Annotated in this window: 22 protein-coding genes and 1 tRNA gene; 17 read left to right on the top strand and 6 right to left on the bottom strand. The window is 51.1% G+C overall.

What is annotated here, in order from left to right; translation table 11 throughout:
* Together KP699_RS12735 and KP699_RS12730 are read right to left on the bottom strand one after the other, a co-directional pair.
* On the bottom strand, positions 1 to 313 hold a 313-nt coding region (locus KP699_RS12735), incomplete at its 3' end, for a transposase (RefSeq protein WP_215762887.1).
* 162 nt (positions 314 to 475) lie between these two features.
* The gene (locus KP699_RS12730) at positions 476 to 919 is read right to left on the bottom strand and encodes a DoxX family protein (protein WP_215762886.1); all 444 of its coding nucleotides are present in this window, start codon (positions 917 to 919) and stop codon (positions 476 to 478) included.
* A 1,050-nt stretch (positions 920 to 1,969) separates the two neighbouring features.
* Here KP699_RS12730 and cysE point away from each other — a divergent pair.
* The 5 genes from cysE to KP699_RS12705 all read left to right on the top strand — a co-directional run bounded on the left by cysE (position 1,970) and on the right by KP699_RS12705 (position 6,860).
* The gene (cysE, locus tag KP699_RS12725; RefSeq protein ID WP_215762885.1) at positions 1,970 to 2,836 is read left to right on the top strand and encodes a serine O-acetyltransferase; all 867 of its coding nucleotides are present in this window, start codon (positions 1,970 to 1,972) and stop codon (positions 2,834 to 2,836) included.
* Between the two features lie 228 nt (positions 2,837 to 3,064).
* Complete coding sequence (locus KP699_RS12720) at positions 3,065 to 4,444, top strand: family 2B encapsulin nanocompartment shell protein (protein ID WP_215762884.1); 1,380 nt, start codon at positions 3,065 to 3,067, stop codon at positions 4,442 to 4,444.
* The gene (locus tag KP699_RS12715; RefSeq protein ID WP_215762883.1) at positions 4,428 to 6,017 is read left to right on the top strand and encodes a cysteine desulfurase; all 1,590 of its coding nucleotides are present in this window, start codon (positions 4,428 to 4,430) and stop codon (positions 6,015 to 6,017) included. The genes KP699_RS12720 and KP699_RS12715 overlap by 17 nt, the downstream gene beginning before the upstream one ends.
* Position 6,018: 1 nt before the next feature.
* Positions 6,019 to 6,438 (top strand): YeeE/YedE family protein, encoded by a 420-nt coding sequence (locus KP699_RS12710; RefSeq protein ID WP_215762882.1) that lies wholly within the window; start codon positions 6,019 to 6,021, stop codon positions 6,436 to 6,438.
* Positions 6,435 to 6,860 (top strand): DUF6691 family protein, encoded by a 426-nt coding sequence (locus KP699_RS12705; RefSeq protein ID WP_215762881.1) that lies wholly within the window; start codon positions 6,435 to 6,437, stop codon positions 6,858 to 6,860. Before KP699_RS12710 ends, KP699_RS12705 begins: the two co-directional genes overlap by 4 nt.
* Positions 6,861 to 6,931: 71 nt before the next feature.
* Here KP699_RS12705 and yghU read toward each other — a convergent pair whose 3' ends face one another.
* A complete protein-coding gene (yghU, locus tag KP699_RS12700) occupies positions 6,932 to 7,792 on the bottom strand; it encodes a glutathione-dependent disulfide-bond oxidoreductase (RefSeq protein ID WP_215762880.1) in 861 nt (286 codons plus the stop codon).
* A 558-nt stretch (positions 7,793 to 8,350) separates the two neighbouring features.
* On the opposite strand from yghU, the gene groES reads away from it, so the two are divergent.
* From groES to KP699_RS12685, 3 genes are all read left to right on the top strand, one after another.
* Positions 8,351 to 8,650: a co-chaperone GroES gene (gene groES, locus KP699_RS12695; protein ID WP_077930948.1), complete on the top strand. Its 300-nt coding sequence runs from the start codon at positions 8,351 to 8,353 to the stop codon at positions 8,648 to 8,650.
* A gap of 33 nt (positions 8,651 to 8,683) precedes the next feature.
* Positions 8,684 to 10,309 carry a chaperonin GroEL gene (groL, locus tag KP699_RS12690; RefSeq protein WP_215762879.1) on the top strand — a complete coding sequence of 542 codons (1,626 nt, stop codon included), beginning with the start codon at positions 8,684 to 8,686 and terminating at the stop codon, positions 10,307 to 10,309.
* Between the two features lie 114 nt (positions 10,310 to 10,423).
* Positions 10,424 to 11,731 carry an amino acid permease gene (locus tag KP699_RS12685; RefSeq protein WP_215762878.1) on the top strand — a complete coding sequence of 436 codons (1,308 nt, stop codon included), beginning with the start codon at positions 10,424 to 10,426 and terminating at the stop codon, positions 11,729 to 11,731.
* A gap of 87 nt (positions 11,732 to 11,818) precedes the next feature.
* Here the strand turns inward: KP699_RS12685 and KP699_RS12680 are convergent, their stop codons facing one another.
* On the bottom strand, positions 11,819 to 13,048 hold the full coding sequence (locus KP699_RS12680) for an MFS transporter (RefSeq protein ID WP_215762877.1): 1,230 nt from the start codon (positions 13,046 to 13,048) through the stop codon (positions 11,819 to 11,821).
* Positions 13,045 to 13,482: a DOPA 4,5-dioxygenase family protein gene (locus KP699_RS12675; protein ID WP_215762876.1), complete on the bottom strand. Its 438-nt coding sequence runs from the start codon at positions 13,480 to 13,482 to the stop codon at positions 13,045 to 13,047. Before KP699_RS12675 ends, KP699_RS12680 begins: the two co-directional genes overlap by 4 nt.
* Before the next feature lie 328 nt (positions 13,483 to 13,810).
* On the opposite strand from KP699_RS12675, the gene KP699_RS12670 reads away from it, so the two are divergent.
* Both KP699_RS12670 and KP699_RS12665 read left to right on the top strand, forming a co-directional pair.
* Positions 13,811 to 16,432: a TonB-dependent siderophore receptor gene (locus tag KP699_RS12670; RefSeq protein ID WP_215762875.1), complete on the top strand. Its 2,622-nt coding sequence runs from the start codon at positions 13,811 to 13,813 to the stop codon at positions 16,430 to 16,432.
* A 30-nt stretch (positions 16,433 to 16,462) separates the two neighbouring features.
* Positions 16,463 to 17,203, top strand: coding sequence for a DOPA 4,5-dioxygenase family protein (locus KP699_RS12665; protein WP_215762874.1), 741 nt, complete (start codon positions 16,463 to 16,465; stop codon positions 17,201 to 17,203).
* A gap of 543 nt (positions 17,204 to 17,746) precedes the next feature.
* On the opposite strand, the gene KP699_RS12660 is transcribed toward KP699_RS12665, so the two are convergent.
* A tRNA-Glu gene (locus KP699_RS12660) sits at positions 17,747 to 17,848 on the bottom strand.
* Between the two features lie 159 nt (positions 17,849 to 18,007).
* Here KP699_RS12660 and KP699_RS12655 point away from each other — a divergent pair.
* From KP699_RS12655 to KP699_RS12625, 7 genes are all read left to right on the top strand, one after another.
* Positions 18,008 to 18,529, top strand: coding sequence for a hypothetical protein (locus tag KP699_RS12655; protein ID WP_252347044.1), 522 nt, complete (start codon positions 18,008 to 18,010; stop codon positions 18,527 to 18,529).
* 140 nt (positions 18,530 to 18,669) lie between these two features.
* A complete protein-coding gene (locus KP699_RS12650; RefSeq protein ID WP_215762888.1) occupies positions 18,670 to 20,103 on the top strand; it encodes a DUF6880 family protein in 1,434 nt (477 codons plus the stop codon).
* Positions 20,104 to 20,208: 105 nt separating this feature from the next.
* On the top strand, positions 20,209 to 20,433 hold the full coding sequence (gene vapB / locus KP699_RS12645) for a type II toxin-antitoxin system VapB family antitoxin (RefSeq protein ID WP_012813340.1): 225 nt from the start codon (positions 20,209 to 20,211) through the stop codon (positions 20,431 to 20,433).
* Positions 20,433 to 20,837 (top strand): tRNA(fMet)-specific endonuclease VapC, encoded by a 405-nt coding sequence (vapC, locus tag KP699_RS12640; RefSeq protein WP_124306977.1) that lies wholly within the window; start codon positions 20,433 to 20,435, stop codon positions 20,835 to 20,837. Before vapB ends, vapC begins: the two co-directional genes overlap by 1 nt.
* 155 nt (positions 20,838 to 20,992) lie before the next feature.
* Entirely contained in the window at positions 20,993 to 21,238 is a 246-nt protein-coding gene (locus KP699_RS12635) for a type II toxin-antitoxin system CcdA family antitoxin (RefSeq protein ID WP_081775327.1), read from the top strand.
* On the top strand, positions 21,239 to 21,544 hold the full coding sequence (locus KP699_RS12630) for a CcdB family protein (RefSeq protein WP_025828667.1): 306 nt from the start codon (positions 21,239 to 21,241) through the stop codon (positions 21,542 to 21,544).
* A 597-nt stretch (positions 21,545 to 22,141) separates the two neighbouring features.
* Positions 22,142 to 22,624 (top strand): Hsp20 family protein, encoded by a 483-nt coding sequence (locus tag KP699_RS12625; protein ID WP_003618820.1) that lies wholly within the window; start codon positions 22,142 to 22,144, stop codon positions 22,622 to 22,624.
* Positions 22,625 to 22,898: the final 274 nt, after the last annotated feature.

Raw genomic sequence — 22,898 nt, 5'->3', positions numbered from 1 at the left:
ACGCCGCTGTCCGGTGTGCCTTGAGGTGTGTTGCATCGATCATCAGACGCTTCGAACGGCCAGCCTGTTCTGTCAGGGCAACAAATATCCGGTCAAAGACACCCAGACGGCTCCACCGGATAAAGCGGTTGTATAAAGTCTTGTGCGGACCATACGCTTTCGGAGCGTCTTTCCACTGAAGACCGTTACGGATGACATAAACGATCCCGCTCAGAACACGCCGGTCATCCACGCGTGGCACGCCGTGCGTCAGAGGAAAAAACGGCTCAATCCGCTTCATCTGGCTCTCAGACAGCATAAACACATCACTCACAGGCCCACCCTCCATCGGTAAGCCTGTGAATCATAACCGTTCGCTCAGTTCAATAAATTAATAGGTCCTGAGCCTAGAGTCTCCATCATGATAGGCCCTGTGTAAGGAAGAGATATATAAAAGCAGGAAACACTCAGTTGCCTGTTTTGGAATTGCGTATTCTCAGAGTTTTCTGGCCGTGGTGCCCTGTGCAGTGCTTGCCAAAATCCCATCAATGGAGAAATGACCGGGCCCGGTAGCCGCAAGAGCCAGAAGCCCGCCAGCAATACTGAAGTTTTTGTAGAAATGGATCCACATGTCGTATCGTTCCATTCCAGAGAACGTCCAGTAATGGTGGCCAATAAACGCCGTGGCGAATGTGTAAAGTGCCAGAAGAATGGCAATGGGAGAGGTCAGGGCGCCCACGGCGATGAACAGACCAAAACCCAGTTCAACCAGAATAGCGATAATAGAAGACAGGTAAGGCAATGGTGTGCCAGTCGTGGCCATATAAGCCACGGTGCCAGAGAAACCTGTCAGTTTGCCCCAGCCCATAAAGACAAAGAGCATGGCAAGCAGCAGGCGTGATGCCAGCAAAACAGGATCGCGCGGGAGAGACAGGCTCATGGTGGTGGATCTTTCATCAGAAAAGCAGCGTGTTATTTGCTGCCGCTGCTTGTTTTTAGGTTGGCCTAATTGAGCGATAAATAGAAATAGACTAAATACAATATTTCTATTTTTTACATTAAAGGTTTTATGACGGGCATAAGCTTTACAGGCGTTGCTGTAGGGGTGCGGACGAACGAGCATAAGGCAGGCGAGCAGATGTAATAATTGCTTGAATGCCTGACGCCCGGAACGCAAGACCGCTCTATCCACATGGTCAGTGCGCCGAGATTATTCGCATAATAAGCAGTTTATCGAAGAGGAATAAGATACCGTATGAAAGAAGAGCTTCACGTTCTTCTGACACGGCATCTTGGCTGAGGCCTTTTCCACAAGATGGAGAGACTTTCTTTGCATCCCTGCATCCGGATAGGCGGAAACTGATCTGCGTTGCCTATGAGCAATTCATGTTGCCATGCGTTGGTCCTGAAGGACGGTACGCCATAAACTGGCTGCCGTACAGAATGCTGAGCGGGGATTGGTCTTCTGGGACCTTATACGAAGAGCGCACCAACAGCGGGAGTAGCAGGGCAAGACTGAGCAAGAGGCCGATCACATAAAAGTAATAACCATTTATTATCGTGGAATAATAAAAATACTAAAACGATAGATAATTATTTGACAGGGTCTCTCCGCTCAGGCTAAGTGGCGTGATTGGAAGAGAGGATGTGATGACTTTCCAGAAAGATCATCTGCTACCAGTCGCTATGGTATTGCGATGTTGTATGGGCGGCCGATAACAGGAGACTGTTTTCGACAATATGGTAACCTGATCTGTGCAGCAGGGTACTGATCCCTTTTTCCTAATCTGACTGCTTTTATTATGGCTATAAATCTTTTGTCCTTCGCTCAGAGTGCGGGGGCGGCCCTGTCTGTTCCTGTCCGGACGGTGCTGTTTTTGCCTGAGTGTCTCAACTGACAAAACCACAGGCTGATTCTCTTTGCAGATGCAGAAAGAAGTCAGGTCCAGAAAAGAATCTTTAAAAATGGTTTTGGAAGCGATGGCTCACAATGGGAGATCAGGCTTATGCGTCGAGCAAACAAGAAATTGGAAACAAGTCTTTATCATCGTCTGTCAGCGCGTCTGGAGAAGCTGGTGCTCAGACTATATGGGGTATCCTGAACAGGGAGCCGAACCCATTTTTAAAGGAGCTTATTGAACACCATAATATTGCAAACGCAGATCCTGATGCGTGCTTTGCGCTTGCGCTGTCTTCCTTACTGTCAGGAAAATTGTCTTCTAGCGCAGAGAGTGATTTGAATTTCTTTAATCTTTTCATAAAATATTATCAGGTTTTTCCTCACCTTTCTCTAATGGCGCAGTCAGATTTGCATGTGTTGTATGATCGTAATCCTGCGGTGCATGATTATGGAACAGCTTTTCTGAACTTTAAAGGATATCATGCCCTGCAATGCTATCGGGTTGCGCATACGCTATGGATAGAAAAGCAAGAAACCGCAGCCAGATTTATTCAGAGTCTTATTTCCGAACGGTGGGCCATTGATATTCATCCGGCTGCTGTTTTGGGTGAGCGCCTTATTCTGGATCATGGAACAGGTATTGTAATTGGAGAAACAGCGCGTGTTGAGGATGATGTTGTTCTTTTCCAAGGTGTTACTTTAGGTGGCACGGGAAAGGAAAGCGGTAAACGCCATCCAACAGTATACCAGGGCTCCATAATTGGTGCGGGCAGTAAAGTGCTCGGCGCAATTGAAATCGGCCGAGGAGCCAAAGTGGGTGCCGGTTCAGTAGTTGTAAAAAATGTTCCCGCGTTTACCAGTGTCTTTGGGAACCCGGCGCAGGTTGTGGGACGCCATACCCATCTGCCCGCACTGACATTCGATCAGTCTCTTCCTGCCATCGACTATATATTATAACAAATATAATAGTGATATAAAAAAGACACTTAATTATATCGTTTTTCTATTGATTTTTGATATGAGGGTGTTACGGTCAGAGCCACGGTTGCCTGTTGAGGTATATCGAAAATACGATGGAGCGATAAAATGGTTTATCCGGTTCGCCTTCCGATTCGATGTTGTTAAATAAAACCAATAAATAAAGAATTCTCTTTTATATTTTTAAATTATAAGGTCTGGCAGTTCATGACTGAGATTCAGCCTACGTCCGCTGGTGCATCTGCGCTTGATCGTAATTTGTCTGCAAGGCAGCTTTCTACAGCACATGTTACGCGTGTCCAGAATCTGGAGCGTACGCCGCGCTGGCTACACCGTCTTTTGCCATGGGTGAATGTAGGAGGCGGTGTTTTCCGTGTGAACAGACGCCGCATTGTGTCGTCTCGTTTCACTGGTGTGGTATTTTCCGGCAATGATCGTACGCTCGCCCCTACTCCTGAAAGTCTGTCTTTTTTCCCCGGCTTTGCGGGGCAGACGCCAGAGGATATTCAGGCCGTCAGTAAGGCATTTAAATCGCATAAGCTGTCTGCAGGAAAAGAGCTTTCGATTGATGATGGCAGCCTGCTGATTGTTGTGAACGGGCAGATTCAGCAGAACGCAACAACACCGGAAGGGCGGCAGATCAGGCATCTGTTTCTGGCCGCGGGTCAAAGCGGGATTGTGCGGCACGATGTGCACCATGGCCCGCTTGTCGCCACGGGTGATACAACGATCGTGACACTTTCTCCGGCTCTGGCAGAGCACTATCCCTGGTTACCAGGCGCACTTGATCAGATTGATCAGCAAGGAGAGCCGGCGGTTGGTGTCAACCAGTATGGAGAGTCCGCCATTCAGGTGCTTTCCAGTGTTGATGGTGAGCCAAAACTGCCCACAACATTCGTCGATTATCAGGATCACCCGCGCGAGTATTACCTGCATTCCCTGCAAACTGTTCTGCGCACCCACACCCGTATTACCGACCTTTACAGCAACGAGTTTGATCAGTTGAGGGAGCAGGTCAGGGTGGTCATAGACGTGATTCGGGAACGTGAGGAATGGGAGCTTCTGAATAACCCGGAATTCGGCCTGCTGCGTGAAACGGCGATCGCGCAGCGGGTTCCCACACGGGGCGGTCCCCCCACGCCGGATGATCTGGATGAACTCTTAACCAGAGTGTGGAAAAAGCCTGGGTTTTTCCTGGCACATCCCAAAGCAATTGCTGCCTTTGGTCGTGAGGCGACGCGCCGGGGCGTCCCGCCGCCAACAGTCACCCTCTTTGGCTCCGCCTTTCTGACATGGCGTGGCATTCCTCTTGTTCCCTCAGACAAAATTCCGGTTTCTGAATTTGGGGAAACCAGTATTCTGCTGCTTCGTGTTGGTGAGGAAGAGCAGGGCGTCATTGGGCTGCATAATACGGGGATTACGGGCGAGGTCGAGCCGGGCCTTTCCGTGCGCTATAGCGGGACGGATCAGTTCTCGGTCGCTTCCCATCTGATCACACGCTATTTTTCGGCGGCTGTTCTGGTTGAAGACGCAATTGCCCGGCTCGATAACGTGCTGATTGGAAATTATTATGACTACGCACCCTGATGCTGGCGATGTGCCGCCCATCACGGCGCATCAGACTCTTCTTGCCCGTGCCTTTCAGGATGTTCTGAATGAGGGGGCGGCTGACGCTGCTCCCTTTGGTCATCAGCAGCTTACGGCGCCAGCGTTTGCGTCAGGAGCAGATGCGTCCGGGTATGAGCCTGTATGGTCAAGAACGCCGGTAACAGCACCGGCGTCGCCAGACACTCAGTTTGGCGCTCTTTCGGACAAAGCCGTTTCCCCGTTTTTCTCTGGAGCATTCTCGCTGCCATCCCGGCCTTCCGGGCCGCCTCTGTCAGAAGAGGTTTCAGCTACACCGTATTTTCTGAAGGATAAATCACAGAATACGGGAAAAATACTGTCTGCGTATGACATCCGGCAGATTAAGAACGATTTTCCTATTCTCAACCAGTCGGTCAACGGACATAAGCTGATCTGGCTGGATAATGCCGCGACAACGCAAAAGCCACGCGCTGTGATTGATGCGACCTCTCATTTTTATGAGCGTGATAATTCAAATATCCATCGTGCAGCGCATACTCTCGCAGCACGCGCTACAGATGCGTTTGAGGGGGCACGGGAAAAGCTCCGGCGTTTTATTGGTGCGCGTGAGGCCGCGGAGATTGTTTTTGTCAGAGGCACAACGGAAGCCATCAATCTGGTAGCGCAAAGCTACGGTCGGGCCAATATTGGTGCCGGCGATGAAATCCTGATCACCACAATCGAGCATCACGCCAACATTGTGCCGTGGCAATTGTTGGCCAAACAGACAGGAGCCGTCTTACGGGTGGCTCCTGTAAACAACAAAGGCGAGCTTCTTCTCGAACAGTTTGCAGGCCTTCTGTCCGGGCGCACGAAAATTGTTGCGGTGACGCATGTTGCCAATGCGCTGGGCACTATCAATCCAATTGAGCAGATTATCCCGCTGGCCCACGCATATGGTGTGCCGGTTCTGGTGGATGCAGCGCAATCCTCGCCCCATTTGCCACTGAATGTGGCCGCGCTGGATGCAGACTTTCTGGTGCTGTCTGGCCATAAGGTCTACGGTCCGACCGGGATTGGCATTCTGTATGGCAAACGCGGGCTCCTTGAGGCTATGCCACCCTGGCAGGGTGGTGGGCACATGATACGGGATGTTACGTTCACCCACACGGAGTTTCAGGGGCTTCCTGAAAAGTTTGAGGCTGGCACGCCAGACATAGCCGGGGCTGTTGGTCTGGGGGCGGCTGTGGAGTATCTGGAACAGATAGGCCTGCCAGCTATTGCCGCGCATGAACATGCCTTGCTGGAGTATGCTACTTCTGAATTTGAGCATCTGCCGGGTGTCAGGATTATCGGCACTGCTGCGGCCAAGGCGAGTGTTTTGTCTTTTGTGGTCAAAGGGCATGATGTGACGGACGTCGCAAAATATCTGGACAGTTATGGCATTGCTGCGCGTTCCGGGCATCACTGTGCGCAGCCTGCGCTCCGGCGCTTTGGTGTGGAGGCCACGGTCAGGGCTTCTTTCGGCCTTTACAACAGTTTTGAGGATGTAGAGGCTCTGGTCTCAGCACTCAGGTCATTGATAAGGCACTGACATGACTTTTGCAGTTCTGACTGCATTCGGCGGCGGTCTTCTGATAGGGAGTGCCGCCGTTTTTTTGAAGGCGACGACGGGGCATATTCTTGGTGTCAGCGGTATTCTGGGGAATGCTTTTTCACGCTCCGCAGGGAGTTGGCGGTGGGCGTTTCTCGCGGGTGTAGTGGGTGCCGCGCTTGTCATGCGCGGTATAGGCGTTCTGGTGCCAGCAAGTTTCAGCCAGTTGGGGTGGCAACGTCTGCTGGTCGCGGGTCTGCTGACGGGGGCCGGGACCAGACTGGCTAATGGGTGCACCAGTGGTCATGGTGTATGTGGGTTGGGAAATCTATCCGGGCGTTCTTTAATTGCGGTTCTGGTTTTTATGGGAATAGCCGGGCTTGTTGTCTTTTTCCAGCATAGCGGGAGCTGGTTCCCATGAAGACTGTGGCAGCTGGCTTCTGTGGCTTTATTTTTGCTCTCGGCCTGATGGTGTCAGGGATGGCAGACCCTGCAAATGTACTGGGCTTTCTGGACGTAACCGGTGCGTGGAACCCTCTTCTGGCTTTTGTGATGGGAGGTGCCGTTGCTGTCACGCTCCCCGGTTTCTGGTGGCTTCGTCACCCGCAGGTTACAGGCCCCGCGTCTGATAAGGCGGAACACTGGCCGAAGCGCTGGACGCCGGATGTGGCTCTTGTGGTGGGGGCAATCCTGTTTGGTATTGGCTGGGGGCTGACCGGCGTGTGTCCCGGTCCGGCCCTTGTTCTGCTCGGACTGGACGGCTGGAAAGCGTGGCTGCTGGTTGCAGGTATCCTGCTGGGCTGGAAAGGTACGCAGTATTTACAGACTACCCGTGCGCGATAATGCAACCGATTGTCTGCTGTTACGTGCAGCGGAAACAGACAATCGGAATGAGGGGCAGCACAGACCAGACTTTAGGGCTTTGGTCTGGCCGTAAAATCCGAGGCGTCATGACGCTCCGGTAACTGGTCTTCTGCCGGGCCGGTAATGCGGTTAACACGCCGGCCACGCTGGACAGCAGGGCGCGCCAGCAGGCGGTCTGCCCACGCCTTGACGTGCGGGTAGGCCTGCACCCCCAGAAACTCTGATGCGCCGTAAAGCCATCCTTCTACCAGACCGCCATACCATGGAAAAATGGCGATATCCGCAATGCTGTAGGTCTCACCAGCAACATAGGGCACTTCCTGAAGGCGGCGTTCCAGCACGTCCAGTTGCCGTTTGGTTTCCAGAGTAAAGCGGTTGATCGGATATTCCAGCTTTTCAGGCGCGTAAGCGTAGAAATGGCCAAAGCCACCGCCAACATAAGGCGCACTGCCAACCTGCCAGAAGAGCCAGTTGAGGCATTCGGTACGGCCATGTAGATCTTGCGGAATAAAGGCCTGAAATTTGTCTGCCAGATACAGCAGGATAGAACCGGATTCAAAAACCCGAAGCGGCGGGTGAACGCTATGATCAACGAGAGCGGGAATTTTTGAATTCGGGTTAATGCTCACAAAGCCGGAACCAAACTGATCCCCTTCAGAAATACGGATGAGCCAGGCATCATAATCGGCGTCCGCATATCCCGCGGCCAGAAGTTCCTCCAGCAGAATGGTGATTTTCACACCGTTGGGTGTGCCAAGAGAATAAAGCTGGAGCGGATGCCGCCCGACAGGCAGAGGTTTCTCATGCGTTGCTCCGGCAAGAGGCCGGTTTGTCGCAGCAAACCTGCTGCCGTCCGGGCCCTCCCATTTCCAGACTTTGGGGGGCTGATAGGGTGTGTGCTTGTCGCTCATGCAAAGAGTCCATTGTAGGGTGTAGGCCATCAGGATGGCATGCGCCTGCGCACAAAACAACGAATTAAACCGTGTTTATAAAAAACTACAAAAATAATATGATTTAACAGATTGACTACATTTCTAGTTGGTGGAATCATCGGTTTCGGTTTGTGACACTCTGATGTCTCCAGCGGAGTCAACGCATTATGCACAGCAGATACCGAATGTCGGTTTGGGGCCGATGTAGCCGCGATCGGTCGTCAGACCGGGGTCCGGGCTAAATTCGCCGACGGAAAACTGTCGGTTCCGCAAGATGCGCAGAAGGCAGAGTGTGATGGTGGCATCCCACGTTCTCGAAATCGATGGTATTTTTGTCGGTTCTTTCATTCAGGATTGCAAGCCATGCCAGCAGCGTTTTTACGCTGTGCATGAGGCTGTGAAATCCTTTCATAATCAACGTCTCGATCATTCCGGGTCTCTGAGTCGTCAGATTACCCGGCAGTTCCGTCGGGCCAGAGCGTCTTCCGCGTCGGCCTGAGAGAGAGATTTGATCCTATTCAGAAAAGTTAAAAGATCATGAGCAAGTTTCGTCCTTTGCAGGATCGTGTTGTGCTGCGTCGTATTACCCCGGCCGACAAAACAGCCGGAGGTATTATTATCCCTGATACGGCTAAGGAAAAGCCTGTTGAAGCTGTTGTCGTGGCCGTAGGGCCGGGCGCGCGTGATGAACGCGGGCAGGTTGTACCTCTGAGTGTCCGGGCAGGGGATCATGTGCTGTTTGGCAAATGGTCTGGCACGGAGGTCAGTATTGATGGTGAGGATCTGCTGATTGCCAAAGAAGCTGATCTGTTCGGTATTCTGGAAAACGCCTCGTAATTTAAGATCTGTATTGAGAAGAGAGAAAAGAAAATGGCTTCTAAAGACGTAAAATTTGCCACCGACGCCCGTGCCAGCCTGCTGAAAGGCATTGATATTCTGGCAGATGCCGTCAAGGTGACGCTTGGCCCCAAGGGGCGCAATGTTGTTCTGGACAAGAGCTTCGGTGCGCCACGCATTACCAAGGATGGAGTCTCTGTCGCCAAGGAAATTGAACTGGCTGACAAATTTGAAAATCTCGGGGCACAACTGGTGCGTGAAGTGGCCACCAAGACAAATGATCTGGCAGGCGATGGCACAACCACCGCCACGGTGCTGGCTCAGTCCATCGCCAGAGAGGGGCTAAAGGCTGTTGCAGCGGGCTTTAACCCGCAGGATGTGCGGCGTGGGATTGAGCACGCTACCAAAGCCGTTATTGAGGAACTGCGTAAGCGCACCAAAGCGATTTCTGGCCACGAAGAAACCGCTCAGGTTGCAACTATCTCAGCCAATGGCGAAGTGGAAATTGGCCGTATTATTTCTGACGCTGTGCAGAAAGTAGGCAAGGATGGTGTGATCACGGTTGAAGAAGCCAAAGGCTTTGAGACAGAGCTGGACGTTGTTGAAGGGCTTCAGTTCGACCGGGGCTATATCTCCCCCTATTTTGTGACGAACACCGAAAAGCTGATTGCTGATCTGGAAAACCCCTACATCCTGATTCATGAAAAGAAACTTTCGTCACTCCAGCCGCTTCTCCCGCTGCTGGAAACAGTGGTGAAATCCGGGCGACCGCTTCTGATCATCGCGGAAGATGTGGATGGAGAAGCCCTCGCGACACTTGTGGTGAACAAACTGCGTGGTGGTCTGAAGATTGCCGCTGTGAAGGCACCCGGCTTTGGGGACCGGCGTAAGGCCATTCTGGAAGATATTGCTATTCTCACAGGGGGTGAGGTTATCAGTGAAGAACTGGGGATCAAGCTGGAAAACGCCACACTGTCCCAGCTTGGGCAGGCACGGCGTGTGGTAATCGACAAGGACAATACCACCGTTGTGGACGGGGAAGGGCAGGAGGACGCCATCAAGGCGCGTGTCGGGCAGATCCGCGCGCAGATTGCGGACACCACCTCTGATTATGACCGTGAGAAGCATCAGGAACGTCTGGCCAAGATTGCCGGGGGTGTTGCGATTATTCGTGTCGGAGGGGCAACCGAGACGGAGGTCAAAGAACGGCGTGATCGTGTGGATGATGCCCTGAACGCCACCCGCGCTGCGGTTGAGGAAGGTATTGTGCCCGGCGGCGGGACGGCTCTGGCCCGTGCGACAGAGGTAGTGGCGCATTTGCACTTCCATAATGACGATCAGCGCGTTGGCGGAGATATTGTGCGCAAGGCACTTCAGGCCCCGCTGCGCCAGATTGCTGCCAACGCGGGTGAAGACGGAGCTGTGGTTGCGGGAAAAGTTCTGGAAAATTCCGACTACAATTATGGGTTTGACGCGCAGCTTAGTGAATATAAGGACCTTGTTGCTGCCGGGATTATCGACCCGACCAAGGTTGTCCGGACAGCCTTGCAGGATGCGGCCTCTGTTTCCGGCCTTGTCCTCACCACAGAAGTTCTTGTGACGGACAAGCCGGAGCCCAAAGTGCCATCAGCACCGCCGGGGGCAGATCACGGTTTCTGAAGATCGTTCCCTGTGAGCGGATGAGAGAGGGCATCGCTTTATGGCGGTGCCCTTTTTTATAGTGCTACACTGTAAATGCTTCCATTCTTATGGGTTCTGAAAAATTAGTGTGAGATGAAATCAGGAAAGAACAAACTATTGATGATAGAAACCAGAAAGAGCCCCAGCCAGATGAAAGGGTGTGATGTTCGGTTTGATGAGACTGATCTGGGCTGGATTGTTATGAGTATAGGCATGGCAATTGGGGCCGGGATTGTTTTTTTGCCTGTGCAGGTTGGTCTTGTGGGGCTGTGGGTATTTTTGCTCTCTTCCGCCATTGGCTATCCCGGAATGTATCTCTTTCAGAGGCTGTTTATTAAGACACTCTGTGGAGCCAGAGAAAGCCAGAGCTATCCACAAATGATAGCCAGCTACCTTGGGAAACGCTGGGGTCTTGTCCTGGGCCTTGTTTATCTGATGATGCTGACAATATGGATGTTCGTTTATGCAACCGCTATCACGCGTGACAGCGCATCCTATTTAAAAAGCTTTGGCCTGACCGACACGTTGCTTTCTCAACAGGCATGGTATGGCCTCCTGCTTGTCACCATGCTGGTCTTGCTGGCTTCGCGTGGAGAACGCCTCCTTTTTCGGTTTTCATCTTTTATGGTGCTGACAAAACTCGCCATCGTCGGGATGCTGGGGCTTTTTATGGTATCGCGGTGGAATGCGTCTTATATTACAGGGCTCCCTGCGTTTGGGCCTCTGGTAAAGGAAACAATTGTCACGCTTCCGTTTACGCTGACGTCAATTCTGTTTATCCAGACACTCAGCCCGATGGTGATTGCATACAGGGCAAAAGAGAAATCTTTGGAAGTGGCGCGTTACAAGTCTCTTCGTGCAATGAATATTGCATTTGGTGTTCTTTTTATAACCGTATTTTTTTATGCGCTGTCTTTTACATTTTCTTTGCCGCATGAGGCCGCAGTTGCAGCCTACAAACAGAATATTTCCGCACTTGCCATCACCGCACAAAATTTTCCCGGAAGCTGGGCCAGTATTATCGGAGTCGTGTTGAATATCTTTGCGGTCATGACAGCATTTTTTGGGGTTTATCTGGGGTTTAAGGAAGCATGTTATGGGCTGATTGCGCCAGTTATAAAACATTATAACAGTAAAAAGGAGTTTCCTGAAAAACAGGTTACTTACGGTATTATGCTATTTTCGATCCTTCTCTCATGGACTGCCATAGTCGGTAATTTTCCTGTCCTATCTTTTACCGTTTTATGCAGCCCCATTTTTGGTATCCTTGGTTGTCTGGTTCCGGCATGGCTTGTCTACAAAGTGCCGGAATTAAAACCTTACAGAGGCTATGGTGTTTATTTCGTGGTTTTTATTGGACTCCTTTTATGTATCTCTCCCGTTTTTAAATTCTGGTCATAAAAAGCACGACCTATAAAAATTTTATAGGGCGTTATTTTTTCAAAAATTTCCATTCTGAGAAAATGCTGTGTCTCATGAGTTCCGGAATTATCTTTTTGGATAGGTATAAGCGGGAAGAAGAATAAAGCCTCCCAAAGAGAGAAGGGCAATAATCTCCAGGAGCAGGAGACCGCCTGAATACGAACCAGTCTTATCATAAATCCAGCCTATTGCCGGCGGAGAAAGCGCTGCGACAATTGCGATCAGGGAATAGAGACAGGCATAAATTTTTCCAAAATGAGACAACCCAAAATACCGGCCTACAAAATAGGATGTCATGCTTGTCTCACCCCCGGATCCTAACCCCAGTAAAAAAGATGCCGTAAACAGAAGGAGAGGGGTTTTGGAGATATGAATGACAATCAGACCGATAAAAGCCATAAGTGCAAAAGGAACAATAATTTGGGGTCTGTCCTGAATATCCAGAAGCCAGCCAACCATAATCTGGGCCAGAATAGCCCCTGCAGCAACGCAGGAAAGCAGAGTCGTCGCTATATTCAGAGAGAAACCTTTATTCAAAAAAATGCTGACATACTGTGAGAAGAGTGCCTGATCGACAAACATGGAGGTTGCAACTGTTACAAACAAGAGCCAGAAGGTCGGTGTTCTCAGAGCATAATGCAGGTTTTTTCCCGGCAGCGATGGGTTCTTTTGCTCTGAACTCCTCGGAGGGTCCTTCAAAAAAGAAAACAGAAAGGGCAATGTCACAAGAGAAGTTAGTCCGAGCACCGCATAGGCGTTCTGCCACCCTACGGCGTTATATAAACCGCGGACAACCTGAGGTGTTATCATCATCGAGAGGAAAATGCCGCTTCCAAAGCTGCCAAGGGCAAGTCCTCTTCGGTTGGAAAACCATCCTGAAAGCAATTTGCTGTAGGGCGCTATGCCCGGTCCAATAATGCCTAAAAGCGCATAGAACAGCCAGAATTGCCAGATATCTGAGCCGGTTGTTTTGATAAGAGTTAAAATAATTCCAGACAAGAGTGCCAGAGGAAGTACCGTGCGTCTGATCCCGAATCGGTCGATCAAAAAGCCGATCAGGATGCCTCCTGCTGCTCCGCTCCAGTGTTCAAATGTTATGGCAAAAGAGGCTTTTGCCTGCCCCCAATGATACGTCTGGGTAATAGCAGGCAACAAAACGCTGAAAGCACTTGCGGACAGCGTTCCTGCCCCCATAGACGCACCAATGAGTGAAACAGCAATAATTTTTGGAGTGTGATGCCTCTCCTGATGCGGTAGAAATGTTCCGGCCTGAGCCTGCTGAGCGTTGGCACTCATTTTGCCAGACCAGGTGGAAAGCTATTGGGAGTAATTTCTTCAGGCTTTTCTCCGAGCGCTTTCAGGGATCTTGGCAAGCGTTCAGTATTGATCGGTTGACGGTCACCAATCCAGAGACCTGCAACGATGTGATCTGCCAGAGGGTCATCCGTATTCGGATGAATGAGAATTCTCAGGCCATTATGGTTGAGGCTAAGCCATGAAACAATTTCTGAAAACTGCTCCTTGGTGAAGCCGAAATACCAGGACGGGGATGTGTGTGGACCAAAGGCCTGACTGTGCCATGGGCCAATTTCGACAACAAAATTTTGCGTAACCCAGTCGCGGATGATGCGGGACTGAGCCGCAGTACTTTCGTCAAAATAGATATGAGCATGCCAGCTTGCAATGTCATGGATTGAGCGAGGCTCCAGGGAGAGCGCATCTTTCGTCATAATTGTATTCTCCAGACTAGTTCTCGCACATTAAATACATTTTTTTATCGTGTTGTCAAAAAACAACATTAAAAATTAAGAAATATAAAAAGATAACAAAAACAATAAGTTATATAGAAACATCAAATCGGATTTTTGCCATTTTTTGCAAATTCCCAGCCTAAGTTCAAAAAAATATCGCGATCTATGAAAAAACCACTATTGAACAGAGTCATAAAAAAGAAATACGAACACAAAAGTGAAACAGGGAACCAAAAGAGCCGGACCCTGGGATGGCACAGTGACGATGTTAGGGGCTTAAAGCCCCATAAATGTGGAGCGTTGGCGAGTGGAAAAAAGACATAGTCCTGTACTGATTGGTATTTCTATAACGTTCTGCTCTGTCATGCCCGTAGCTCAGGCTTTTGCTGAAGACGGGAATGTTTCTTCAGTTGCAATTTTTAGCAAAAAAGAATTAAAAAGCGGGAAAAGCAAAAAAAATAATGTAAATGAAGAGAAAAATACAAATAGAGACAAGAATGATGCTCAGTCCGCAGAGTCTGTTGTTGTAACCGGCACCAGAGCCAATGGACGCACGGTGCATAACAGTGCAGCTCCGATTGATTTAATTAGTCAGAAAGATCTCGCGCAAACTGGTGCAACCAATATTTTGGAAGCAATGGGTCGGCTGCTGCCGTCATTTAACGTGCCGGCGCTTGTGCAGCCAGATTTGGGGAGCATGGTGCGTGGTGCGCAACTTCGTAACATGGACCCGGCTTATACTCTGGTTCTTGTAAACGGTAAGCGCCGGCATACGACGGCAGTTGTGAATGAGGACGGCTTTCCCGGTTCCGTTGCTACGGATTTGTCTCTGATTCCGACCGCAGCAATTGATCACATTGAAGTCTTGCGTGATGGAGCATCAGCAATTTACGGCTCAGATGCTCTGGCCGGGGTTATCAATATTGTCTTGAAGAAAGATACCAAAGGGACATTCAGCGGGCAGGGTGGCTCAACGTATGATGGAGGAGGCACCAATGGTTATGTGAGAGCAGATAAAGGCTTTTCATTTGACCATGGAAAAGGCTTTGTTCATCTTTCTGCGGAATTTAACCGGCAGGATATGGCGTCCAGAAATTTTCCACTTAAATCTGGTTATCTGTCCTACCCTGCTGTTAGTAATACAACCGGCGCTCTGGTTGCGCTGGGGGCAGGTAATACGCTGCCTGCCGGAACGCACCTTAATCCTAAGGAGGCGGGAAGAAATAATACACCATGGAAAAATGTCGGCTCACCGTCCAGCACTCTTGGGGAGTTTGCGTGGAATGCTGGCTATGATCTTACGAAAAGCATAACATTTTATTCCTTTGGCACATATTCTTACCGGGATGCTGCCTCAGTACAAAATTATCGTCTGCCCAATACCGTGTTTAAATCTAATCTCGGATTATACTCAGTCTATCCGGATGGATTTAACCCTTATGAGACGATGAAGGAGAACGATTTCTCTGCCACCGGCGGCATAAAATGGAAGACCGGGAAATGGGACTGGGATCTGAGTGGTACATATGGGGAGGATGACATAGATGTTGGTGTTACCCATTCAGCAAACTATTCTCTTTCCTATCCCGGTTCACAGACAGCTTTTCATGTTGGAAACCGTAATTATGGGCGTTTTACGGGTGATCTGGATGTAAGACGGTCTTTTAATATTCCATTTTTTGCCAAACCTCTCGACTTCAGTAGCGGTTTCGAATTTCAGAATGAAACCCAGTCTCTGGGAGCTGGTGAATATAATTCCTATGTCGGGTCTGGCTCTTCTGGTCTGGTCGGGTATTTGCCGGTTGATGCAAACAGTTCATCGCGCCATAGCTTTGCTGGATATGTCGGGCTGGCGAGTAAAGTTACAAAAAACTGGACTGTTGACCTGGCAGGAAGAATAGAGAGTTACTCGGATTTTGGAAAAAATTTCTCGGGCAGATTTTCAACCCGTTACGACATAACGAATAATTTTGCGTTCCGGGCGACAGTCAGCAATGGCTTTCATGCTCCCAGTCTGGTGACTGAGTCTTACTCAAATACATCTGACCATAACGGTACGTCCTATATGCTGGCGCAACCCACATCGGCTGTGGCGCGGGCATTAGGAGCGTCTCCGTTAAAACCGGAGACGTCTCGTGATTTCACGGCGGGTCTTGTTTATAGCCCCGAAAAATCAGTCAATCTCAGTCTGGACGTTTATGAAATTGATGTGGCCAATCGTATTGGCACGTCTGCCGATATTGGAATTGACCGGAGCACGGGTGTTGCGCTGGATGGGAGTGGTAATGAATTAACAACTTCTCAGGTGAATCAAATTGAGACGTTGCTGAACAGCGCGGGCATATCAGCCGGAAACGGTCTGATTGCGCATTATTTTACAAATATTGGCAATACCAGAACGCGCGGTCTGGATTTCACTGCTGATGGTCATCATGCTATCGGCGGTGGCACATTCCGATGGACTGCGGGTGTGAATGTTAATGACACTGTCGTCACCAAAAGAAATGCCATTCCATCTGTGCTTCAGGGGTTACCTAACATTGGTATTCTCTCTAAATCGACAGAATATACATTACGATATCGCTCTCCGCCCGATAAAGAAATTGTTTCCTTAAGCTATCAATATGGAAAGTTCTCCATATTTGTAAGGGAAACTCATTACGGTGCTCTTAAACGCTATAATGATGTGACTGGCGGAAGCTATAATATTACGCCGTCTTTCGTAACGGACCTCAATATTGGGTACGATGTAACAAAGCGGGTCAATGTTACTGTGGGTGCTAATAATCTGCTGAATCAGTATCCAAGCCAGATCCCTAAAAGTGCAATCCCAGCCTACAATTCGCAATTTACCGGCCTGTATGACAATAGCGGACCGCTGGGTGTGCTTGGTGGCTACTACTACGGACGCGTATCCGTAAAACTCTAAAAAATTCTCTGATTTTTGAAGGAAAAACTGATGTCAAAGTATGATCAGCCTCAGGCAGAAAACGTGTCCCCGACAGCTATCGACGATATTGATCGCGAATGGGCTAATCTGCTCTCGCCGGGACGGCGGCAATTATTGGGGCGTGGAGGGTTGCTCGCTGGTGGTGGGCTTCTTGCGTCCGCGCTGGGCGCAGGAAAAGCATTGGCTCAGGCGGTTCATGGGGAGGGTGCCGCGCCGTCGCCCGGACCTTTTGAGGTTCCGCATTTGCCGGGGCATAGTCCGTGGGGTGAACATCCTGAGCTGGAAGCGACCACCCGCCCACCGGGCTTCCGACCGAATGAAGACCCTCTTCCGTCAAAGCCGCGACCTTATACAGATATCAAAAGCTACCATGCTCATATTTACTTTAATGAAGATAATTATCAGAAAGCAGCTCTGCTCAGAAAATGGTCGGCTGAACGGTTCAGAGTTGAAATGGGGCACTGGAATACAAAGCCAGTTGGACCGCATGTTACACCCTCTTTTTATTTTGGTTTTAGTAATGAGCAATTGCCAGTGATCGTGCCGTGGTTGCAGTTAAATAACCTGGATCTGACAATTCTTATTCATCCCAATACGGATGATCCGCGCTCAGACCATTTGTATTATGCTTTATGGGTAAACAGAGCTCAGCCGGTTAATGCATTTGGTATGAAAAAACCCGGAAAAGGGCAGCCTGCGGTCGAGCAGATTTACCCCAATACTCACCCCACTCTTAAACCCGAAGTCTGAAGGGATCTGGTTGTCTGAGGTATGAGGGGTATTTTGTCTCTCATGCCTTTCTCTATAAGTCTCCTATCTTTGCGACTGAAGATTGAGTTGGTTGTGATGCAAGAAGTCACAGGCACATGGAGGGGCGGGAGATTGGCCGGTCTCCTCGCCCTTTCGCTTGATTCTACATACGCCGAAGGAGGCTTAACCTTCCTGCTAATTATTCTTTTGTTAAGCGCGTGGGAATCTGGGAAAGAGCAGGGTGCGATCTTGGATCTGCGTTTCCGTCCGTCACTGTCTCGATTATATGTTGTTGCAGAGGACGTCTGCAGGCTCCAGAAGCTATCAGAGACCCTGTCGGGTAAAGAGTGCCTTAGCAAAGTGGACTTTGCACCGCGAGGCAAAGAGTGCTGCTTGTAGAACGGGGGAACGAGCATTAAGCGCACTCAGACCATTCGCTGTCGGCAGAAAACGGTTTTGGCCCTCCGAGAAACCTGATTTTTCTCAGGAGGCATAACTATATATATTTTGGAAAAATTTGCGCATGAACCATTTTTGAAAAAATGGTGTCCCGTACGGGATTCGAACCCGTGTTGCCGCCGTGAAAGGGCAGCGCGAAACAGGCAATTTCAAGCATCTAGGCACAATTATACACAACTGAGCGCCACACCAAAACGACGAAAAACAGCCCCGCGCAACTGTTTAAAGGTCCCACTGGACCACAACGATTTTCCTGCACTTAGCGCCCGCTTCATGCCTTGGTCGACAGGCCCGCCATCATCTGCTGCGCACAAAATAGATCGCAAATTTGAAGGAAACAGGATCATGTATGAAGACCGCGAAATGCGCGAAGAGATTCGGGCCAGAATGAAAGGCCGCATCCGTTTTAACGCCGGCACAGATGCGATCGAAGTCATCGTAGGGGAAGACCATGAAGTACCCAGATGGCAACCGATCAACCGGCACACGATGGTTCAATACCTGCCTCCACTGGTCATACAACGTCTATGGGACATGTTCGCCGATGCCGCTGGGAGCGCCTATTATGCCGACGATCGTTTGGCGGGCGTAAAATTTCTTGGTTTGCATCGGGTCGCAGAGCTCATTGAGCAGGAAGGATGTTTCCAGATCGAGGAAGACAACGCGCCACCTCTTTCCCTCCCTTCGCAGAAGGCTCTTAGCGTTGAGAGCTTTCTGTCTGGAAAAACGAAAACGACATTGGCAGAAATCGCAAAGAATGTGAGTGACTCTCCCTCAGAAAAAGATCTTGCAGAAATCCTAAAAAATGCTGGATGGGAGTCGAGAAGGACCGCCACTGGGCGCTTCTGGCTGAAAATCAAGGCATAAATAATCGACGTCGGATACGCCCATCCGGCCTGGAGAGGCGTATCCGATGAGAGACTGGCCCAAAAACGCGGGACGAGCGTATGTTCAAGGAAGCGCACATGGTGGTTGTGCTTTCCGGGGCTGGGCCATATCCTGCTTTTATGGCACGAAATCCGTCTGAAAAGTCGAGTTCCCGCGGGTCACAGAAAGTCGGCACGACTGTCACGAAGGATAATCTGAAGGCGCTTGGTGCGGACCGACTTGCGGACCTGCTCGTCGAACTGGCAGGGCAGGACGTCGCGCTGACCCGTAAGCTCCGCATGGCTCTGACGGCTGTTCATGCGAAGGACAAACTCGGCAAGGAGGTCGAAAAGAGGCTGCGCACGATCCAGCGTTCTCGTGGGTTTCTGCCTTGGGACCGGATCCGTCCTCTGGCTGCTGAACTTGATACCTTGCGGCAATCCATCCTGGGTGACGTTGCCTCTGCCGATGTCGGGCAGGCCATTTCAGCCATGAGGCTGCTTGTGGAGATTGCCCCATCCGTGTACGAGCGCTCGGACGACAGTTCCGGATACCTGTCGGACGTCTTCCGGGAGGCCGCTTCTGATCTTGGCGTTCTCTGGGGACGACAGGCCAACCGGGATCCCGCCATCGTTGTCACAGACCTTCTCACGCTTCTCGATGATGACGGGTATGGCACCTGTGATCGTCTGCTCGCCGCGTGCGGCACGGCATTGGGCGAAACGGGCGCAGCCATGCTCAGAACTATGCTTCTGGCACGACTGCGCGACCTGCCTGCATCAAAGGGGAAGGGGGATTATCATACCGACATCGCGCGTATGCAGGTGATCAGGTACCTGCGGGATCTTGCCGATGCCATGGACGACGTCGATGCATATAGTGAGGCTGTCAGCCTGAGTGACCGCCAGTATGCCTATACCGGCGACGTCGCACGCCGCTTGCTGGACAAGGGGCGCGCCCGGGAGGCACTTGACTGGCTCGACCGGGAAACTGAAGAGAACTCTCACTTTTACAAGGAAAACGACGATCTGCGGATTGAAGCATACGAGGCCGTTGGAGACCGAGACAAAGCTCAGGCTCTGCGATGGAACGTTTTTCGGGAACGCCTGAGCCTGCCGCACTGGAAAGCCTATCAGCGTCATCTCAGCGATTATGATGCGATCGACGCCGAAGAGCAGGCGCTCGATCACATCCGGAATTTTCCGAATAGAAGCGCGGCCCTGTCTACTCTTCTGGAATGGCCAGCGCTCGACGATGCTGCCCGTCTCGTGCGGGATCACACAGCGGAACTGGACGGACGGGATTACGGGACGCTGCGTCCGGCAGCGGAACGTCTATCTGAATCTTATCCCAACGAAGCGACACTGCTTTACCGCCTGCTGGTCGAGGCTGTGCTGGACAGGGCGCTTTCCCGTTACTACGCCTATGCCGCAAAGGATCTTGCGTCCTGTCTGCGACTTGCACCCATGTTGACCATGGCTGAAGGCATGGAATCCCATGAAATGTTCATGACCCGGCTGAAAACCGCACATAAGCGCAAACTGGGATTCTGGTCATTGATCGCCGTGCCCTGAGATCAGGCTTGGGGGAAAATGGTCTGGCCAGTATGGCGAGCGAATTCCATTGCTACCCGGCAAGAGTTTGGATATACTATCGGCATATCCAAAGTGGAGGTTACGATGCTGACCCGCACGACGCTCTTTCTGTCCAATCGCTCCCAGGCCGTGCGTCTTCCCAAAGCGGTTGCGTTTGACGTCAACCTGAAAGACGTCGTGATCATCCCGGACGGTGCGCGTCGCATAATCGCGCCTGCGAATGCCGCCTGGGACGATTTCTTTGCCGCGCCAGGCACTCCACTGCCTGAGCGCGATCAGCCGAGGATGCAGGAACGCGAAAGCTTCTGATGCTTCGTTATCTTCTGGATACAAATTTTTGCATCCGCGTCCTGCGCGATCGTCCGCAAGGCTTGCGTGAGCGTTTCAATGATAACGCCGAGGCGCTCTGCATCTCGGATGTCGTGCTTTACGAACTTCTCTATGGAGCCGAAAAATCTCACGATCCGGCAAAGATTCGACGTGAGGTTGAGCATTTTGCCGCACGTCTGTCTGTTTTGCCGTTTGATGATGACGCCGCAGCCCATACAGCGGAAATCAGGGCAGAGCTGGAAAAGCGTGGCTGTGTCATCGGCCCATACGATTTGATGATTGCCGGGCACGCTCGAAGCAGGGGTCTTGTCGTTGTGACCGGAAATTTACGAGAATTTACGAGGGTAGACGGGTTGCGATCTGAGGATTGGACGGCCGGTTAGGGGTAAGTGGAGCTGCTGCTTCTGCCTCATGGGAGACGAAATCGGAATTGCTGGAGTTTTCTGAAAGCAGGCATATATCGAGATGATAATATGCGCATGGAAATATGCATAAATATGTGCTATGTTTCAATTCTCATGTAAATAGGATCAAAGCTATGGTTCGTGTGCACTCCACCAGTCCGTTGCGTCGTCCGACTAATGTGACGTTACCTGCTCAGTTACTCGAAGAAGCCAGATCGCTTGATCTCAACATATCGCAGGCCTGTGAACAGGGGTTGAAATCAGCGATCGCTTCGGTTCGTGCTCAACAATGGCTCGCAGAAAATCGCTCCTCCCTTGAAGCATCCCGACGGTATGTCGAAAAGAATGGTCTTCCTCTGGCGGATTATCGGAACTTCTGAATGGCCCGTTTTGATGTGTATTGTTTGGCCGGACGAGGTGAAGCGCGTTTCGTTTTAGATGTGCAGGCAGACCTGCTGGACGAGTTGGGCACCCGCATCGTGGTGCCGCTTTTATCACAGAAAGTGGCACCCAGGCCGGCAAAGAGACTGAATCCGGTTTTCGTAGTCGATGACCAGTCGTTCGTTATGATGACACAGTTTATGGCTGCTGTGCCTGACCGTGATCTGAAAAAAGTCGTGACGTCATTATCTCTTTATCAGGATGAAATCACTCAGGCTATTGATCTACTTTTAACTGGTTTCTGAGAGACGGCTTTAGTCAGCTTCCGCCTTCATCCCGGACATACAAGCCCCCATTCGCCAAGCTCCTAAGCGGACAGTCCGCAATCACCATGAGCTGATGGAGTTTCCTCCCACCCGAGTGCATTCTCCGCTCGGCTGCATAAAAGCAGCCCCTTCTGAGAACGTATCATAGAACAAGACATGTCAGATGGGGTGGAAGGCCTCCTTGCGGCATTGATGTGCCATACCGGCATTGATAAACCTTCTGAAGGAGACCGCCCACCCCAACTGACAGCTAGCGGCGCGACCACGACTGGTGGTGGAACGACAATTGGTGGTCCAGCATAAATCCACGGCCAGGCCTCCGCCGGAGCGGCACTCAGCATGGTCGCGGCGAATGCCGCGGCCAGCAACTTCCATCCGATGCTATCAGGCATTGTTCTGGTCCACTCTGAACACGCGAACGATTGAGGACGCCCAAACCTGCCTTTCTGCATTTTTGATACCTCTTGACACCATGCACGGAGTGCCCAGATTGAATCTGCCGGCCGCCAAAGGGGTCGGCAGACAGAACTATCAGTTTTGATCTTGTGTCCATGTTGCTCAAAGGAGGATATGGCTATGAGAGCCACCGTTGATTTTGCTCCCCTGTTCCGTTCGAGCGTGGGTTTTGACAGAATGCTCAACGCCCTTGATCTCGCCAGCCGGATTCCAGCGGTCGATAACTGGCCGCCTTACGATATCGTCAAGACCGGTGAGGATGATTACCGGATCGACATGGCGGTTGCCGGACTTGCCGAGGCCGACCTTACGATCACACAGGAGCGCAATACTCTTGTCGTGACAGGACGAAAGGCGCCGGAGCCGCAAAGCGCCGCCGAATATCTCCATCGGGGTATTGCGGGCAGAGAATTCGAACGCCGCTTCGATCTGGCCGAGCATATGAAAGTCACCGATGCGCACTTCGAGAACGGACTTCTGTCCATTACTCTGAAACGTGAGATACCCGAAGCGATGAAGCCGCGTCGTATCGCGATTACGTCCTCTACAGCACGTGCGGAGGAAGCCGTGCCCCAGATTGAGGCGCGGAAAGAGGCAGCCTGATGGCGTGACGAAAACTCTTCCCCGGCCATTCATCCGGCCGGGGAAGAATCTCGAAAGGTCATGAGCATGAAGAGGATGAAAATATCTCTGTCGTGCGCTGCTCTGAGCTTGTCTCTACTGAGCCAGTCGGGCGCACATGCTGGTGATGTTGTCCGGACGACTGCAACATCGTTCGATGCAAGGGCGACTGAGGGAACGTCCACAATCCCCAAAACCGGGGCTCGCACTCATTACGAAGACGGCACAGGTGATATGCTGGTCGACAGCTTGAACG

Origin of the sequence: Acetobacter sp. P1H12_c, from assembly GCF_018811975.1 — a bacterium.
Taxonomy (GTDB): Bacteria; Pseudomonadota; Alphaproteobacteria; order Acetobacterales; family Acetobacteraceae; genus Acetobacter; species Acetobacter persici.
Note: the sequence above shows the minus strand (reverse complement) of the source record. Positions and strands in the feature narration are given on the sequence as shown.